Annotated in this window: 15 protein-coding genes; 11 read left to right on the forward strand and 4 right to left on the reverse strand. The window is 65.5% G+C overall.

Going from position 1 to position 15,298, the window contains the following annotated elements:
* Positions 1 to 310: 310 nt before the first annotated feature.
* A complete protein-coding gene (locus tag EG885_RS06745) occupies positions 311 to 1,216 on the reverse strand; it encodes a LysR family transcriptional regulator (RefSeq protein WP_131573717.1) in 906 nt (301 codons plus the stop codon).
* Positions 1,217 to 1,377: 161 nt separating this feature from the next.
* On the opposite strand from EG885_RS06745, the gene EG885_RS06750 reads away from it, so the two are divergent.
* From EG885_RS06750 to EG885_RS06785, 8 genes are all read left to right on the forward strand, one after another.
* Positions 1,378 to 4,767 (forward strand): indolepyruvate ferredoxin oxidoreductase family protein, encoded by a 3,390-nt coding sequence (locus EG885_RS06750; RefSeq protein WP_131573718.1) that lies wholly within the window; start codon positions 1,378 to 1,380, stop codon positions 4,765 to 4,767.
* A 69-nt stretch (positions 4,768 to 4,836) separates the two neighbouring features.
* Positions 4,837 to 5,649, forward strand: coding sequence for a glutamate racemase (locus EG885_RS06755; RefSeq protein ID WP_131573719.1), 813 nt, complete (start codon positions 4,837 to 4,839; stop codon positions 5,647 to 5,649).
* A 21-nt stretch (positions 5,650 to 5,670) separates the two neighbouring features.
* Entirely contained in the window at positions 5,671 to 6,120 is a 450-nt protein-coding gene (gene ccmE / locus EG885_RS06760; RefSeq protein ID WP_131573762.1) for a cytochrome c maturation protein CcmE, read from the forward strand.
* A gap of 95 nt (positions 6,121 to 6,215) precedes the next feature.
* The gene (locus EG885_RS06765) at positions 6,216 to 6,827 is read left to right on the forward strand and encodes a holin-associated N-acetylmuramidase (RefSeq protein WP_131573720.1); all 612 of its coding nucleotides are present in this window, start codon (positions 6,216 to 6,218) and stop codon (positions 6,825 to 6,827) included.
* Positions 6,818 to 7,345, forward strand: coding sequence for a holin family protein (locus EG885_RS06770; RefSeq protein ID WP_131573721.1), 528 nt, complete (start codon positions 6,818 to 6,820; stop codon positions 7,343 to 7,345). The genes EG885_RS06765 and EG885_RS06770 overlap by 10 nt, the downstream gene beginning before the upstream one ends.
* A gap of 101 nt (positions 7,346 to 7,446) precedes the next feature.
* Positions 7,447 to 9,411 (forward strand): heme lyase CcmF/NrfE family subunit, encoded by a 1,965-nt coding sequence (locus tag EG885_RS06775; RefSeq protein WP_131573722.1) that lies wholly within the window; start codon positions 7,447 to 7,449, stop codon positions 9,409 to 9,411.
* Positions 9,408 to 9,878, forward strand: coding sequence for a cytochrome c-type biogenesis protein (locus tag EG885_RS06780; protein WP_131573723.1), 471 nt, complete (start codon positions 9,408 to 9,410; stop codon positions 9,876 to 9,878). The genes EG885_RS06775 and EG885_RS06780 overlap by 4 nt, the downstream gene beginning before the upstream one ends.
* Before the next feature lie 67 nt (positions 9,879 to 9,945).
* The gene (locus tag EG885_RS06785) at positions 9,946 to 10,716 is read left to right on the forward strand and encodes an enoyl-CoA hydratase-related protein (RefSeq protein WP_131573724.1); all 771 of its coding nucleotides are present in this window, start codon (positions 9,946 to 9,948) and stop codon (positions 10,714 to 10,716) included.
* On the opposite strand, the gene EG885_RS06790 is transcribed toward EG885_RS06785, so the two are convergent.
* From EG885_RS06790 to EG885_RS06800, 3 genes are all read right to left on the reverse strand, one after another.
* Positions 10,713 to 11,390, reverse strand: coding sequence for an NUDIX hydrolase (locus EG885_RS06790; protein WP_131573725.1), 678 nt, complete (start codon positions 11,388 to 11,390; stop codon positions 10,713 to 10,715). The genes EG885_RS06785 and EG885_RS06790 overlap by 4 nt on opposite strands.
* Positions 11,387 to 11,800, reverse strand: coding sequence for a DUF983 domain-containing protein (locus EG885_RS06795; RefSeq protein WP_131573726.1), 414 nt, complete (start codon positions 11,798 to 11,800; stop codon positions 11,387 to 11,389). The genes EG885_RS06790 and EG885_RS06795 overlap by 4 nt, the downstream gene beginning before the upstream one ends.
* 78 nt (positions 11,801 to 11,878) lie before the next feature.
* Entirely contained in the window at positions 11,879 to 13,282 is a 1,404-nt protein-coding gene (locus tag EG885_RS06800) for a diguanylate cyclase (RefSeq protein WP_131573727.1), read from the reverse strand.
* A gap of 105 nt (positions 13,283 to 13,387) precedes the next feature.
* On the opposite strand from EG885_RS06800, the gene EG885_RS06805 reads away from it, so the two are divergent.
* The 3 genes from EG885_RS06805 (at position 13,388) to EG885_RS06815 (ending at position 15,298) form a co-directional block, all read left to right on the forward strand.
* Positions 13,388 to 13,678: a DUF3572 family protein gene (locus tag EG885_RS06805; RefSeq protein WP_131573728.1), complete on the forward strand. Its 291-nt coding sequence runs from the start codon at positions 13,388 to 13,390 to the stop codon at positions 13,676 to 13,678.
* A 61-nt stretch (positions 13,679 to 13,739) separates the two neighbouring features.
* Positions 13,740 to 14,306 carry a heme NO-binding protein gene (locus EG885_RS06810; protein WP_131573729.1) on the forward strand — a complete coding sequence of 189 codons (567 nt, stop codon included), beginning with the start codon at positions 13,740 to 13,742 and terminating at the stop codon, positions 14,304 to 14,306.
* Complete coding sequence (locus tag EG885_RS06815) at positions 14,303 to 15,298, forward strand: GGDEF domain-containing protein (RefSeq protein ID WP_131573730.1); 996 nt, start codon at positions 14,303 to 14,305, stop codon at positions 15,296 to 15,298. The genes EG885_RS06810 and EG885_RS06815 overlap by 4 nt, the downstream gene beginning before the upstream one ends.

Raw genomic sequence — 15,298 nt, forward strand, 5'->3', positions numbered from 1 at the left:
TTCCTGCGCATGAAATCACCGGCCTTTTAGGCGCTGGCGGCGGCCATGGAAAGGCCGCGTGGCCCGGGCGCGGGACAAAAAAAAGCCGGGCACAAGGCCCGGCCTAAGTCCAACAGGGAGGTAGAAGGTGATGAGCAATTAAGCCGAGCATCGCCTTCGAAGCCTGATCTATGTGCAGTTTGTGAACTCTTCAAGAGATTTGGGGGCTCGCGTAAGGCATAGCCGCCATGCAGTGTGGTAATAGCTACACGCGCAGGTAGAAATGCGCGCGGATTCAGCAGTTTACTGCCTGTCTGGCGGGCAAAACCTGTCAGTCCTGCCCGGCCTCGCTTTGAAACCGGCGATAGGCCTGAATTTCTTCCAGAACAAAGTCGCGGAAGACGGCGACGCGGCGGGTCTGGCGCAATTCCTCGGGGTAGGCGAGGAAGACCGGAACCTCGCCCGACTCGGTTTCGGGGAAGATGCGGATCAGCGTCGGATTGTCGGCGGTCAGATAATCGGGCAGCACGCCGATGCCCAGATTGGCCAGCACCGCCTGCAAGACACCGAAATAATTGTTTACCGTCAGCGTCGATCCGACATTCTGGGCCATCAGTTCCTGCACCAGACGGGCACCGGCGGCGACCTGCGGCTGATCGGGCTTCTGGCAGATCAGCCGATGCTTGGACAGATCGTCCAGCGTCACGGGCATGCCGCGCGCGGCGACATATTCGGGGCTGGCATAAAGCCGCATGCGGATGTTCAGCAGGCGGCGCCGGATCAGGTCGGACTGACTGGGCTCTTTCATGCGGATGGCCACGTCGGCCTCGCGCATGGGCAGATCCAGCACGCGTTCCTTCAGCAGCAGATCGATGCGCAGATCGGGGAATTTTTCGTAGAGCTTCACCAGACGCGGGGCCAGCCACAGGGTGCCGAAACCGACCGTGGTGGTCACCTTCAGCTCTCCCAGCACGTTTTCCTCGCTGTCGCGGATCCGGGCCGAGGCGCTGTCCAGCTTGCGCGCCATCGCCGAGGTCGCCTCGAACAGCAATTCGCCCTGCTCGGTCAGAATCAGCCCGCGCGCGTGGCGGTGAAACAGCGTGGTCCCAAGCGATTCCTCCAGCGCCCGGATCTGGCGACTGACGGCGGATTGCGACAGGTGCAGCGTGTCGCCCGCATGGGTCAGGCTGCCCGCATCGGCCACCGCGTGAAAGATTCTGAGCTTGTCCCAGTCCATCCTTTATAATCCTGTCATATCAGCCATGCGCCCTTTGCAGACCTGTCCCTTCACCTGAGGTCAAGCCGCCCATAGGTCAAGGACAGAATTTTATCTTCGTAAGTCAGCCTTTCTGACCTATAATGCCCAAGGGCGCCGCAAGGCGTGGGAGGAGACACAACATGAGCAAGCAGGAATTTTCTCTGGCCGACCGGTTCGACCTGAGCAAGCCACACGTTTTGTTGAACGGCACGCAGGCGTTGGTTCGCCTGATGCTGATGCAATCGGCACGCGACAAAGCCGCAGGGCTGGACACGGCGGGGCTGGTCACGGGCTATCGCGGCAGCCCGCTTGGCGGCGTCGATCTGGCGATGATGCGCGAGGGCAAGCGGCTGGCCGCGTCGAACGTACTGTTTCAGCCGGGCCTGAACGAGGATCTGGCCGCAACCGCCATCTGGGGCAGCCAGCAGGCCGAGTTGCGCGGCGAGGGGCGCCATGATGGCGTCTTCGCGCTGTGGTACGGCAAGGGGCCGGGGGTGGACCGGTCCGGCGACGTGATGAAGCATGGCAATATGGCCGGTTCGTCGCGGCTTGGCGGCGTCGTGATGGCGATGGGCGACGACCACACGGGCGAAAGCTCGACCGTGCTGCATCAGTCGGACTGGGCGATGATCGACGCTTATATCCCGGTCCTGTCGCCTGCCGGGGTGCAGGAAATTCTGGACTATGGGCTCTATGGCTTTGCGCTGTCGCGCTATGCCGGGGTCTGGACCGGCCTCAAGACGATGAAGGACACGGTCGAGGCAACATCCGTGGTCAACGGCGATCCGCACCGGCTGACCTTCGTGACCCCCGATCTGACCCTGCCCGAAGGCGGGCTGAACATCCGTCTTGGCGACACGCCCGTCGCGCAAGAGGCGCGGATGATCGACCACAAGCGATGGGCGGCCGAGGCGTTTTCGCGCGCCAACCGGCTGGATCACCGGGTCTGGGGCCGGGCGGGCGCCAAGATCGGCTTTGTCGCGGCGGGCAAGAACTGGCTGGATCTGGTCCATGCGCTGTCCCTGCTGGGCATCGATCAGGCCGAGGCCGACCGTTTGGGCCTGACCACCTACAAGGTCGGGCAGACCTGGCCGATGGACATGAAATCCATTCAGGAATGGTCCGAGGATCTGGAACTGATCATCTGCGTCGAGGAAAAGCGCAAGCTGATCGAGGTGCAGCTGAAAGAGGCGATTTTTGACAAGCGCCGGGGTCGCCGCGTCCATGGCTGGAAACATGACCGCACCGGCGAGGAGCTGTTTCCCACCCGCTATGCGCTGGACCCGGTGACCATCGCCCAGAAGATCGGCGGCATCCTTATCGAGGAAGGGCGCGGCACCGACCGCCTGCGCGCCGGTCTGGCCCGCCTGAACGAGGTGCGCCGCAACGACAACGCCCCCGAGATCGCGACCCGCACGCCGTGGTTCTGTTCGGGCTGTCCGCATAACAGCTCGACCAAACTGCCCGAGGGCAGTCGCGCCTATGCCGGGATCGGCTGTCATTACATGGTGCAATGGATGGGCCGCGAGACCGAGGGCTTCACCCATATGGGCGGCGAGGGGGCGAACTGGATCGGCGAGGCGCCGTTCAGCAAAAGACCTCATGTTTTTCAAAATCTTGGTGACGGAACCTATAATCATTCGGGGATCCTGGCGATCCGGGCGGCGCTGGCGGCGGGAACGACGATCACCTATAAGATCCTTTACAACGACGCGGTGGCCATGACTGGTGGCCAGCCGAACGAAGGCGGGCTGACCGCGCCCCAGATCGCGCGCGAGCTGGTGGCGATGGGGGTCGATCCGCTGGTCATCGTGCATGACGAAAAGGAAGAGGTCGATCCAGCCCAGTTCCCCAAGGGCTTGCGGATCGAGACGCGCGACCAGATGCCGGTCGTTCAGCGCGAACTCGAAAAGGTCACGGGCGTCAGCGCGATCCTGTATGTGCAGACCTGTGCGGCAGAAAAACGGCGGCGCCGGAAAAAAGGCGAGTTTCCCGACCCCGACCGCCGCATCTGGATCAATCCCGATGTCTGCGAGGGCTGCGGCGATTGCTCGGTCCAGTCGAATTGCGTCTCGATCGTGCCGCTTGATACCGAACTGGGCCGCAAGCGCCAGATCGACCAGTCCAGCTGCAACAAGGATTTCAGCTGCGTCAAGGGGTTCTGCCCCAGCTTCGTGTCCGTCAAGGGCGGCAAGCTGCGCAAGCCCAAGGCCGAGGCGTTCGATCTGCCCGATCTGCCCGAACCCGCGCTGCCTGCGATCACCGGCACCCATAACATCGTCATCACCGGGGTCGGCGGCACCGGTGTCGTGACCATCGGCGCGGTGCTGGCGCAGGCCGCGCATATGGACGGCAAGGGCGCCGGCATGATGGAGATGGCGGGGTTGGCCCAAAAGGGCGGCGCCGTGCATATCCATCTGCGGCTGGCCGATCGCCCCGAGGATATCAGCGCCATCCGCGTCGCCGTGGGCGAGGCCGATTGCGTCATCGGCGGCGATCTGGTGGTGACGGCGGGGGCCAGGACGGTCGGTCTGATGACCCAAGGGCGCACCGGTGCGGTGGTCAATGATCACGAGATCATCACCGGCGAATTCACTCGCAACCGCGATTTTCAGGTGCCCTCGGACCGGCTGCGCCTGTCGCTGGAGGCGCGGTTGAAGGATCGCGTGGCATTCTTCGACGCCAATGATCTGGCGCTGCGGATGCTGGGCGATTCCATCTATTCCAACATGCTGGTGCTGGGCGCCTGCTGGCAGCAGGGGCTGATCCCGCTGTCGCTGGACGCGATCCTCGAGGCGATTCGCCTGAACGGCGCCAAGGTGACCGAGAACCAGCGCGCCTTCCAGATCGGGCGTTGGGCGATGGCCTTTCCCGACCAGACCGCCCGGCCCGCCGACGTCAGCCATCTGCCCCCCGATCCGGTCGCCTATCGGGCCGAACGGCTGGTCGGATATCAGGGCGCGCGGCTGGCGCGGCGCTATCGCAAACTGGTCGATGCGGCGCCCGCCGGGATGCGCGAAACCGTCTCAAGAAGCTATTACAAGCTACTGGCCTATAAGGATGAATACGAGGTTGCGCGCCTGCATCTGAACACCGCCGAACAGGTCGCCGCCCGGTGGGAGGGGGACGTGACATTGTCCCTGCATCTGGCCCCGCCAATGCTGACGGGCAAGGATGCCAATGGCCGTCCGAAGAAACGCGAATTCGGGTCGTGGATGCTGCGGGCGTTTCGGGTGCTGGCGGCGATGAAGGGGCTGCGGGGCACGCCTCTGGACCCCTTCGGCTATGGCGCGGAACGTCGGCGGGAACGCGCGATGATCGCGGAATTCGAGGCGGACATGGCCGAGATCTTTGCCAAGGTGACCGATCCGATGATGCCCGTCGCGATTGAGCTGGCCGGTCTGCCCCTGTCCGTGCGCGGTTTCGGTCCCGTCAAGGAGGCCGCCGCCGATCAGGCTGCCCTGCGCCGGGCCGAGCTGCTGGCCCAGTTCCGTGAGGCGCGCGCACCGATCCGTGACGCCGCCGAATGATGGTGACCGTTCCCAAATGCCGCGCGGCACCTTATGAAGGGTGCCACGCGGGGTGCAGGGGGACGGATCATGGCGGTTGGGGTGTTCGATTCGGGGCTGGGCGGGCTGACGGTCCATCAGGCCATCGCCGCGCGCCTGCCCGATCTGCCGCTGGTCTATCTGGGTGACAATGCGCATGCGCCCTATGGCGTGCGCACCCCCGATGACATCTTCAACCTGACCTGCGCGGGCGTGGAACGGTTGTGGGACGAGGGTTGCGATCTGGTGATCCTGGCCTGCAACACCGCCAGCGCCGCCGCACTGAAGCGCATGCAGGAAACCTGGCTGCCTGCTGACAAGCGGGTTCTGGGCGTCTTCGTCCCGATGATCGAGGCACTGACCGAACGCGCATGGGGCGACAATTCGCCGCCCCGCCGGGTCGCGGTGAACAATGTCGCCCTGTTCGCGACCCCCGCCACCGTCGCCAGCCGCGCCTTTCAACGCGAGCTGGCCTTTCGCGCCGTGGGCGTGGATGTCGAGGCGCAGCCCTGTGGCGGCGTCGTCGATGCCATTGAAATGGGTGATGAAATCCTGGCCGAGGCGCTGGTGACCAGCCATGTCGAGGCCCTGAAACGCCGGATGCCGTTCCCCGAGGCCGCCGTATTGGGCTGCACCCATTATCCGCTGATGCAGGACGCGTTTCAGCGCGCGCTTGGGTCGCATGTCCGCGTCTACAGTCAGGCGGGACTGGTCGCCGAGAGCCTGGCCGACTATCTGACCCGCAGGCCTGAATTCATGGGCAGGGGCACGGCGTCGAAACATCTGACCACGGGCGATCCGGTGCGGGTCTCGGGCAAGGCCACGCAATTTCTGCGCCGTCCCGTCCGGTTCGCGGCTGCCTGAGGAGGAGAGAGAATGGCCGGCATGAAATCCCTGAAGAAACAGCGCCGCATTCAGGTGCTGGCGGCGGCCTCGGTCGCGCTGGTCGTGGCCGTGGGGCTGATCGGATACGGGTTCAGCGACGGCATCAACCTATACCGTTCGCCCAGTCAGGTCAGCGAGGTGGCGCCCGAGCCGGACGAGTTCTTTCAGCTGGGCGGGCTGGTCAAGGACGGCTCGATCGTGAACGGCGCGGGCGTGGCCTTCGATTTCGTCATCACCGATGGGGCTGCCGAGATCCCGGTGACCTATATCGGCGGCGACCCGCGCCCCGATCTGTTCACCGAAGGGCAGGGCACCATTGCCAAGGGCTGGTATCGCGACGGCCGGTTCGAAGCGCGCGACCTGCTGGCCAAGCATGACGAGACCTATATGCCGCGAGAGGTTGCGGATTCGCTGAAGGCGGCAGGCGTTTTTCAAGGCCCCGACAGCTGATCGCAACGCGCGCCGGATTAACGCAAGGTTAACCGCCCCGCGCCAGCATCCCCGCGATGCGACCGATACCCGGTCGTCTGCGAATGGGGGATGCCATGCCAAGCGTCGAACAGATTTCCCGACAGATCGTGGCCCGCGAAGGGGGCTTTGTGAACGACCCCGACGATCCGGGCGGGGCCACCAATCACGGCGTCACCATCGGTACGATGCGCGCCCTGGGGATGGACCTGAACGGCGACGGGCGGATCGATGTGGCCGATGTGCGCGCGCTGACCCGGGCGCAGGCCGAACAAGTCTTTGTCGATCATTACTTCCGCAAGCCCCGTCTGGCCGAATTGCCTGACGCCGTGCAGGCCAGCGCCTTTGACATGTATGTCAATGCGGGCACGAATGCGGTGAAGATCCTGCAACGGCTGGTCTCGGCCATGGGGTTTTCCTGCGCCGATGACGGGGTGATCGGGCCGATGACCGTGGCCGCCGCCCGTGACGCCGCCGCCGCCGCGCCGCTGCATCTGGGTGATGCCTATGGGATTGCGCGGCGCAATTATTACTATGCGCTTGCCGATCAGCGCCCCGCCAGCCGCAAATATGCCCGCACCAAGGCCGGCGGCAAGGGCGGCTGGATCACGAGGGCCGAGGAATTCATCGCCCCCCGCTATCGCCTGACCGAGGCCGAACATCGTCAAAGGACAGCCGCATGGGCCTGATCGACCGCTTTATCGGCGTCTCACCCGCCATCACGGCTTTGGGCAGCGCCGCATCCGGCATGGCCGAGGTGTTCACCCAGAATGCCACCCGCCGGATGGAACTGGACGAAAAGGCCTATGCCCGCGCCATCGCGCAGCATGGGCAGGAATTCGCCGTGCCGCGACAGGGCTGGTTCGATGGCTTCGTGAACGGGCTGAACCGCCTGCCGCGCCCCTTGCTGGCCCTGGGCACGATGGGACTGTTCATCTATGCGATGGTCGAACCCATCGGTTTCGGCGTCCGCATGCAGGGGCTGCAACTGGTCCCCGAGCCTTTGTGGTGGCTGCTGGGCGCCATCGTGGGCTTTTATTTCGGCGCGCGCGAGGCGCATCATTTCCGCCACCGCGTCTGGCCCGCCCGCGTGACGGAAGAAACGACCATCGTTCCGGGCACCCTTCCCGTCACTGCGCCGCGCCCGGCCGGGGATTTCCCCGACAATGCCGCCCTGCGCGACTGGCAGGCGACGCTGCGCGATTAGGCCGCAGTCCGACACGCAGAACTGACCACGCTCACACGAAGGGGGGGCTTTTCCCCCCTTCGTCGCATCCCTATGCTGGCCACCAAGCAAAGGATGCCCCAATGATCGCTGAACTTGGCCATTTCGCCCTGATCCTGGCCTTCATGGTCTCGATCTATCAGATGACCGTGCCGATGGTGGGGGCGCATAAGGGCTGGCATGGCTGGATGGACAGCGCCCGTCCCGCCGCCCTGTCCCAGCTGGTGCTGATGGCGATGAGCTTTGGCGCCCTGACCATCGCCTTTGTCACCTCGGATTTCTCGCTGCGTCTGGTCTATGAGAACTCGCATACGGCCAAGCCGATGATCTACAAGATCAGCGGAGTCTGGGGCAATCATGAAGGCTCGATGCTGCTTTGGGTGCTGATTCTGGCGCTGTTCGGCGCGGCGGCGGCCTTGTTCGGCACCAATCTGCCGCCCAGTTTGCGGGCGCGGGTGCTGGGGGTGCAGGCCTCGGTCAGTGCGGCGTTTTATGCGTTCATCATCTTCACCTCTAACCCGTTCTGGCGGATGGGCAATCCGCCCTTTGACGGTCGCGACCTGAACCCGCTGCTGCAGGATCCCGGTTTGGCCTTTCATCCGCCGTTCCTGTATCTGGGCTATGTCGGCCTTTCGATGTCTTTCAGCTTTGCCGTCGCCGCCCTGATCGAGGGGCGGGTGGACGCCGCATGGGCGCGATGGGTGCGCCCCTGGACGCTGGCGGCATGGGTCTTTCTGACCATCGGCATCGCGCTTGGATCATGGTGGGCCTATTACGAGCTGGGCTGGGGCGGCTTCTGGTTCTGGGATCCGGTCGAAAACGCCAGCTTCATGCCATGGCTGCTGGCCGCCGCCCTGCTGCATTCCGCCATCGTCGTGGAAAAGCGCGAGGCGCTGAAAAGCTGGACGATCCTGCTGGCGATCATGGCCTTTGGCTTTTCGCTGATCGGCACGTTCATCGTGCGCTCGGGGGTCATCACCTCGGTCCACAGCTTTGCCAATGATCCCGAACGGGGGGTCTTTATCCTGATGATCCTTGCGGTCTTTGTCGGCGGCGCGCTGACGCTTTACGCCTTTCGCGCCTCGGCGATGACGGCCAAGGGCGTGTTTTCCCCCGTCTCCCGCGAGGGGGCGCTGGTTCTGAACAACGTCCTGCTGGCGGTCGCGGCCTTCGTGGTCTTCATCGGCACGATCTGGCCGCTGGTGGCCGAAATGGTCTGGGGCCGGGTGCTGTCGGTCGGCCCGCCGTTCTTCAATCAGGCCTTCACGCCCTTCATGATCGTGCTGGCCATCGCCCTGCCTCTGGGGTCGATCCTGCCGTGGAAGCGCGCGACACTGGCACGCAGCCTGCGGCCCCTCAGGGCGCCGCTGATTTTGACGGGCGCGGTGATGACCTTGGTCTTTGCCGTCTCGACCGGACATTCGGCGCTGGCGGTGATCGGCGCGGGCCTTGGGTCGTGGCTGGTCTTCGGCGCGCTGGCCGAGTTGTGGTTGCGCACCGGCAATTCCGGGCCCTCGCGTCTGTTGCGCCTGCCGCGCGCCGATTGGGGCAAGGCCGTGGCCCATGCGGGTCTGGGCATCACCTTCATCGCCGTCGCGCTGGTGCAGGCCTGGCAAAGCGAGGATGTTCGCGTGGCCGAGCTGAACGAACCCTTTCGCGTCGGCGCCTATGACCTGACCCTGCGCGAGGTCAGCCGTGCCGATGGGCCGAACTATCTGTCCCAGATGGCGGTGATCGAGGCCAGCCGCGACGGTCGCCCCGTCGCAACCCTGCGCCCGGAAAAGCGCGTCTATCCGGTGCAGGGGATGCCCACGACCGAAGCCTCGATCGATTACGGATTCTGGCGCGATCTGTATGTCGTTCTGGGCGATGAACAACCGGGCGGGGGCTGGGCCGTGCGGACCTATATCAAGCCCTTCGTGAACTGGATCTGGGGCGGATCGATCCTGATGGCACTTGGCGGGCTGATCAGCCTGACCGACCGGCGCTATCGCGTGGCGGCGGGCGCGGCCCGACCTGCGCGCACCGAACCGGTGCCTGCCGAATGAGGCGCCTTGCCCCCCGCGTCGCGCTGATCGTGGCGCTGGCCATCGCCCCGCTGGCCCCGGCTTTTGCGGTGCAGCCAGACGAGGTTCTGTCGGATGCCGGGCTGGAGGCGCGGGCCCGCGACATCTCGCAGCGGCTGCGCTGTCCGGTCTGTCAGGGCGAGAATATCGACGAATCGAACGCGCCGATCAGCCGCGATCTGCGCCTGTTCGTGCGCGAAAGGCTGGTCGCGGGCGACAGCGATCCGCAGGTGATCGACAATGTGGTCGACCGCTATGGCGAATTCGTGCTGTTCGATCCGCGCCCCACTGGCAGCAACCTGATCCTGTGGCTGGCGGGACCGCTGATGGCGCTGATCGCCGTGCTGACGGCGGCGCGTTTCCTGCGCGCCCGCAACCAATCCGCCCCCGAGGTCGCCGATCTGGACCCCGCCGAACGCAAGCGTCTGGCCGAGATCATGCGCGACTGACGCCGGGTCGCGCTGGCTTGCGCGGCCCGTTCTGGCATGATCCTCCTAAGACCCATGGGAGGATTGCATGCCCTTTGACACCATCCTGTTCGACGTGCGCGATGCCGTCGCCACGCTGACGCTGAACCGCCCCGCCGTGATGAACGCCCTGAACGCGCCGATGCGGGCCGAGATCACGCAGGCCCTGATGACGCTGCCGCCGGGGGTCCGGGTGGTGGTGGTGACCGGCGCCGGGCGGGGGTTCTGTTCGGGTCAGGATCTGACCGATGCCGGCGCCGCCGCCGATCTGGAACGGGTGCTGCGCGAGGAATACGAACCCATGCTGGCTGCCATCACCGGTTGTCCGGTTCCGGTCATTGCGGCGGTGAACGGTGTGGCGGCGGGGGCGGGGGCCAACCTGGCGCTGGCCGCCGATGTGGTGATCGCCGCCGAAAGCGCGATCTTTATCCAGGCGTTCACACGGATCGGCCTGATCCCCGATGCGGGCGGCACCTGGATCGTGCCGCGCGCGGTGGGCATGGCGCGGGCGATGGGGATGATGCTGTTTGCCGAACCGATCAGTGCCACCAAGGCGGCGGACTGCGGCCTGATCTGGCAGGCGCTGCCCGATGACGGCTTTGCCGATGGCGTGGCGGCACGTGCGCAGACGCTGGCGCAGGGGCCGACCGCCGCCTATTTGGCCATCCGCCAGGCGCTGGCCGCCTCCCTGACGCAGGATCTGCCCGCGCAGTTGGCACTGGAGGCGCATCTGCAGGGACAGGCCGGACGCAGCGCCGATTTCGCCGAAGGGGTCGCGGCATTTCTGCAAAAGCGCCCGCCCGTGTTCACGGGCCGCTAGGCGATCTGGCGAAACTGCGGAGCCGGGCCGCGATTGTCAAAGAACGGCACGGTGTCCGGCTGCGGCAAAGGCTGACCGTGCGGCAGGCCAGCCGTCAATTCGGTCAGCTCGGCCAGCACCACCTCGGTGATGAAGGGCAGATCGAGGCGCCGCGCCTCGGCCAGCGGCACCCAGTGCAGATGCGACAGCTCATCACAGGCGGCGCTGAAATCGTCGGGATCGCCGGTGATGTCGGCCGCATCGGCCACAAAGAAATGCGCATCGAACCGGCGCGGACGGCCGGGCGGTGTGATGGCGCGGAACAGATAGACCAGCGGTGCGGCATCGGGCGTCAGTCCCGCCGCCCCATGGCCGGGCCAGGGGCAGGGCGGCCCGCCCGGACGCCCGATCAGCAGGCCCGTCTCCTCGGCCAGTTCGCGCAGGGCGGCGGCGGCGATGGCGCCGGGCGGGGATGAGGCCTGATGCTGCAACCGCCGCTGACACAGGGGCGCAAGGGGGCGGGACAGGGTCACCTGCGCGTCGCCGGGATCGACCGCGCCGCCGGGAAAGACAAATTTCGACGGCATGAAGGCCGCCGCGGCCCCCCGCATCCCCATCAGAACCGACGGCTGTTCACCACCGCGTCGCAGAACCAGCACGGTCGCCGCATCGCGGATGGGCACGCTGTCGGTCATGCCGCGACGCCGCTGGATCGCCCGCCAAAGCCGTGCATCCGCCGCGCCCATTGCAGACCCACCATCGCGCCCTTGATCACCGGCAGCATCGCCAAGGACAGCACGATCGCGCCCAGGCTGAAGCTGACAAGCATCGTCATCGGACTGGGCCGCCAGGCCACGAACGAGGCCAGCAGCAGCGGTGCCCCCAGATGCGAGACAATCAGAATGGTCAGATAGGCCGGTCCGTCATCCGCGCGCTGATGGTGTAGATCCTCGTGGCAGGCGGGACATTCATCCGCGACCTTCAGATAGCGGGAAAACAGCCGCCCCTCGCCGCAGGCGGGGCAGCGCCCCCGTGCCGCGCGCCGCATCGCCAGACCCGTCGGGCGTTCGGTCAGGGCGTCGTCGGGGGCGATATCATGGGTCATGGGAATGCTCCTGCCCGGGGGCATGGTCCGGGATCGCTGCCCAGCTTACGCCGCAGGCTGCGGCAAGGAAAGGGTCGCCTATGCCGCACGGTCGGCACAGGCACAAACGACCCGGTTCCGGCCCGCCGCCTTGGCCGCCAGCAGCGCGCGGTCGGCCCGCTCGATCGCCATCTGCCCTGCCTGTTCCGATCCGACCTGCCCCGAAGGGATCACCATGGCCAGCCCGACCGAGGCGGTCACCCGGATCTGCCCGCCCCCCGACAGCCCGGGCAGCAGGACCGGCATATCCTGAACCACCCGGCGCAGAGATTCGGCCAATCGTTGCGCCTGATCGACGGGACAATCGGGCATCACGCCCAGAAACTCCTCTCCTCCCATCCGGGCGGCAAGGCCCGATTGCCCGATCGTGTTGCGCAGACGATGCGCGATCTCGACCAGAACGGCATCGCCGGCGCTGTGGCCATAGGTGTCATTCACCTCCTTGAAATGATCCAGATCGATGGCCAGAACCGCCAGCCGGCGCGATCCCGCCCGCGCCTCGCGCGTCATCTGGGTCAGCCGCGGCAGGGCATAGCGACGATTGTAAAGGCCGGTCAACGGATCGGTCATCGCCCATTGCATCTGGCGCTGCACATCGGCGCGGCGCTGCTCGATCCTTGATTTGCGTGACAGCAGCATCTGCAGCGTCATCGCGGCGGCCTGCGCGGCCTGCGCTGTTCCCAGCATCAGCGGCATGACATCGCCCGCGCCCAGATCCAGGGCGATGGCGGCCAGTTCCGCCCGTTCCGGGGCAATGGCAATAACGAACCCCGCATCCCGAGAGCCCTGGCGCGTGCGCAGTTCCGACAGCAGGCTCAGCCCGTCACCACGCGCGCGGATATCGGCGGCGATCAGATAGATGTCGGCCGAGCGGCCCGATGTCGCGGCACCAAGCGCCTGATCCGGGGTCTGGATGTCAAAGCGGCAGGACATGCGGCCCGACAACATCTGCCGCCAGCGCTGCGCCCGCGCCGGATGATCCGCCACCAGCGCGACCAGCGGATGAACCGCATGGCCAAAGCCCGCCTGCGCTTCGGCCATGCCGATCGGTTCCGCGTCTTGCATGCCCGGCGGAGGCATGTCGATTTCGCGCAGGATGGTGCGGATCCGTGCCATCAGCATCTGTTCGTCGACGCCGGGGTCCAGCGTCGCGGTCGCGCCCGCCTGCAGCGCCGCCAGCCGCTGGTCGGGATCGACCAGCATCAGGATCGGAATGTCCGCCACCTGACGGTCGTTTGACAGGCGACGACACAGATCCAGCGCCGTTCCATCCGCCAGATTGCTGCCCAGAATGATCAGATCGGGCCGCGACACCCGCAACTGCTGCAGCAACTGGCCGACCGTCGCCACCGCGGTGACCTGATAGCAGACCGCTCTCAGCCGGACCTTGAGCGTGATCCGCGCTGTCGCCGTCCCGTCCGCAACCATGATCTCTGCTGTCATTGTTTTGTCCAGCACCCTGCCACCTGCATTCCAACTTGACCGCAAATGTTTAAGAAAGGGTTTCCGGGCGGCGATGCCTGAGCAAAAAAGAAGGACAGCGGCAGGATGGCAATGTCGAATGCACAGGCGGGCGAACTGGCGATGCAGGTGCTGATCGTTCTGGTGGACCGCCCCGACGATCTGGCGCTGTTCATGCAGGCCTCGGGGCTGCGCCCTGCCGATCTGCGCGCGGTGGCCGAACAGCCTGATATTGCGTTGCATCTTCTGGATTTCATCGTCGAACAGGACGAGCGGATCACCAGTTTTGCCCAAGCCCTGAACCTGCGTCCGCAGGATATCATGGCCGCCCGAACCGCGCTTGCCGGGCCCGGCAGCTATGGCTGGGACGTCGAATAGCTGGCTTCGTTCTCCTTTTCTTAAGGGTCGGCCGTTAGCCTCGTTCCGAATCGAGGTGGACATGAACAGGCTGATCGACCACGCCCTCCGGGCATTTCTGGCAAGGACCTACGGCCCGGATCTGGCCCGGTTCGTGGCGGATGAAACCGATGTCCTCAGGGCATTGCCCGAACTGCCGGTCGTGGAATTTGCAACGGCGGGGCTGTCGCGCGCGGCGAACTATGTCTCGAAACCCACATCCGAAATGTTCGAGGATCTGGGGGCCTGGATGACGCGGATCGAACCGATCCGGCGTCTGCTGCGGTTCTCGGGGCGCGATTTCCACGACTTTCTGCTGCGGCTGGAAGAGCTGCCCGGACGCTCGCATCTGGTCTTGCCCAGACTGGGGGTTCCGGCGCTGACGATCAAGGCCGAGGATCGGTCGGTCTGGTTGATCATGGCTGACCCCGATCCGGCCTGGCAGCATCTGTTGATGGGCATCGTGCGCAGCATGGCCGACGATTACGGCGCATTGTGCGTCATTTCGGTCGAAGCGGCGGGGATCAGGGTCGATGTCTGTGACGATCAGTTCGCGGAAGGGCGACGGTTCATGTTGCAGGAAGCAGCGGTGGCCGGGGCCTTGTCATGAACCGCGTGGGGCCGGGGCTGACGCTGCGGGCGATGGGGCGTTTTCTGCCGATGCATCTGTGGATGCAGGACAGCGGAAAGGTAATGTCGGTCGGGCCCACGTTGTTGAAATTGCTGCCCGACCTGCCTGCCGGGCTGGATGGTCAGCTGGTCAATTCCCGCGCGGGACGCGGTCCCTCGCCGCTCAATGCAATCCGTGACGCGGTGGATTTGGGGCGGCGACTGTTCCTGCGCGCGGTCGAGGTTCCCGACATCGTGCTGCGCGGCCACGGAGAGCGCGTCTCGGACGGCTCGATGCTGGTCAATCTTGGCTTTGGCATCGGATTGCACCGCGCGATCCGTCGCGCAGGACTGACCGATGACGATTTTTGCCCATCGGATCTGGCCATGGAGTTTCTGTTTCTGCAGGAGGCCAATCGTGGCGTCCTGACCGTTCTGTCCGAGTTCAACGAAGAGCTGGCGCGCGCCCGAAAAATCGCATTACAGCAGGCCAAGACGGACGCTCTGACCGGGCTGCACAATCGGCGCGGCCTGGAAATCAATCTGGCTCAGGCGCTGCAACCGGCAGGCCACCGGCTGGAAGAGACCTCTGTTCCCGTCGCGCTGATCCATCTGGATCTGGATAATTTCAAGCTGGTGAACGATCTTCTGGGTCACCTCGCGGGTGACGCGCTGCTGCGCCGGGTCGGAACCATCCTGCAAGAACAGGTGCGCAAGACCGACACGGCAGCCCGGATCGGCGGGGACGAATTTTTTCTGATCATGAAGGGGATGACCTCTCACGCGGCGTTGCGCGACCTGTCGCTGCGCATCATCGGCTCGATCGAGAGTCTGACCCCGCATGGGCTGGCGGGGCGTCGCGTCTCGGCCAGTGCCGGGATCGTCCTGCGCCTGCCCGGCGGGACAGAGACGCTGGAGGATGTGCTGGCACTGACCGACAAGGCGCTTTATCAGGCCAAGGCCGCGGGAAAGGGCTGTGCGGTGATCCTGTGA

It is taken from the genome of Paracoccus nototheniae, from assembly GCF_004335005.1.
GTDB lineage: Bacteria > Pseudomonadota > Alphaproteobacteria > Rhodobacterales > Rhodobacteraceae > Paracoccus > Paracoccus nototheniae.

Coding starts and splice junctions, on each gene's coding strand:
- EG885_RS06745 (WP_131573717.1), bottom strand. CDS start 1,216: ATGGACTGGGACAAGCTCAGAATCTTTCACGCGGTGGCCGATGCGGGC.
- EG885_RS06750 (WP_131573718.1), top strand. CDS start 1,378: ATGAGCAAGCAGGAATTTTCTCTGGCCGACCGGTTCGACCTGAGCAAG.
- EG885_RS06755 (WP_131573719.1), top strand. CDS start 4,837: ATGGCGGTTGGGGTGTTCGATTCGGGGCTGGGCGGGCTGACGGTCCAT.
- ccmE (WP_131573762.1), top strand. CDS start 5,671: ATGAAATCCCTGAAGAAACAGCGCCGCATTCAGGTGCTGGCGGCGGCC.
- EG885_RS06765 (WP_131573720.1), top strand. CDS start 6,216: ATGCCAAGCGTCGAACAGATTTCCCGACAGATCGTGGCCCGCGAAGGG.
- EG885_RS06770 (WP_131573721.1), top strand. CDS start 6,818: ATGGGCCTGATCGACCGCTTTATCGGCGTCTCACCCGCCATCACGGCT.
- EG885_RS06775 (WP_131573722.1), top strand. CDS start 7,447: ATGATCGCTGAACTTGGCCATTTCGCCCTGATCCTGGCCTTCATGGTC.
- EG885_RS06780 (WP_131573723.1), top strand. CDS start 9,408: ATGAGGCGCCTTGCCCCCCGCGTCGCGCTGATCGTGGCGCTGGCCATC.
- EG885_RS06785 (WP_131573724.1), top strand. CDS start 9,946: ATGCCCTTTGACACCATCCTGTTCGACGTGCGCGATGCCGTCGCCACG.
- EG885_RS06790 (WP_131573725.1), bottom strand. CDS start 11,390: ATGACCGACAGCGTGCCCATCCGCGATGCGGCGACCGTGCTGGTTCTG.
- EG885_RS06795 (WP_131573726.1), bottom strand. CDS start 11,800: ATGACCCATGATATCGCCCCCGACGACGCCCTGACCGAACGCCCGACG.
- EG885_RS06800 (WP_131573727.1), bottom strand. CDS start 13,282: ATGACAGCAGAGATCATGGTTGCGGACGGGACGGCGACAGCGCGGATC.
- EG885_RS06805 (WP_131573728.1), top strand. CDS start 13,388: ATGGCAATGTCGAATGCACAGGCGGGCGAACTGGCGATGCAGGTGCTG.
- EG885_RS06810 (WP_131573729.1), top strand. CDS start 13,740: ATGAACAGGCTGATCGACCACGCCCTCCGGGCATTTCTGGCAAGGACC.
- EG885_RS06815 (WP_131573730.1), top strand. CDS start 14,303: ATGAACCGCGTGGGGCCGGGGCTGACGCTGCGGGCGATGGGGCGTTTT.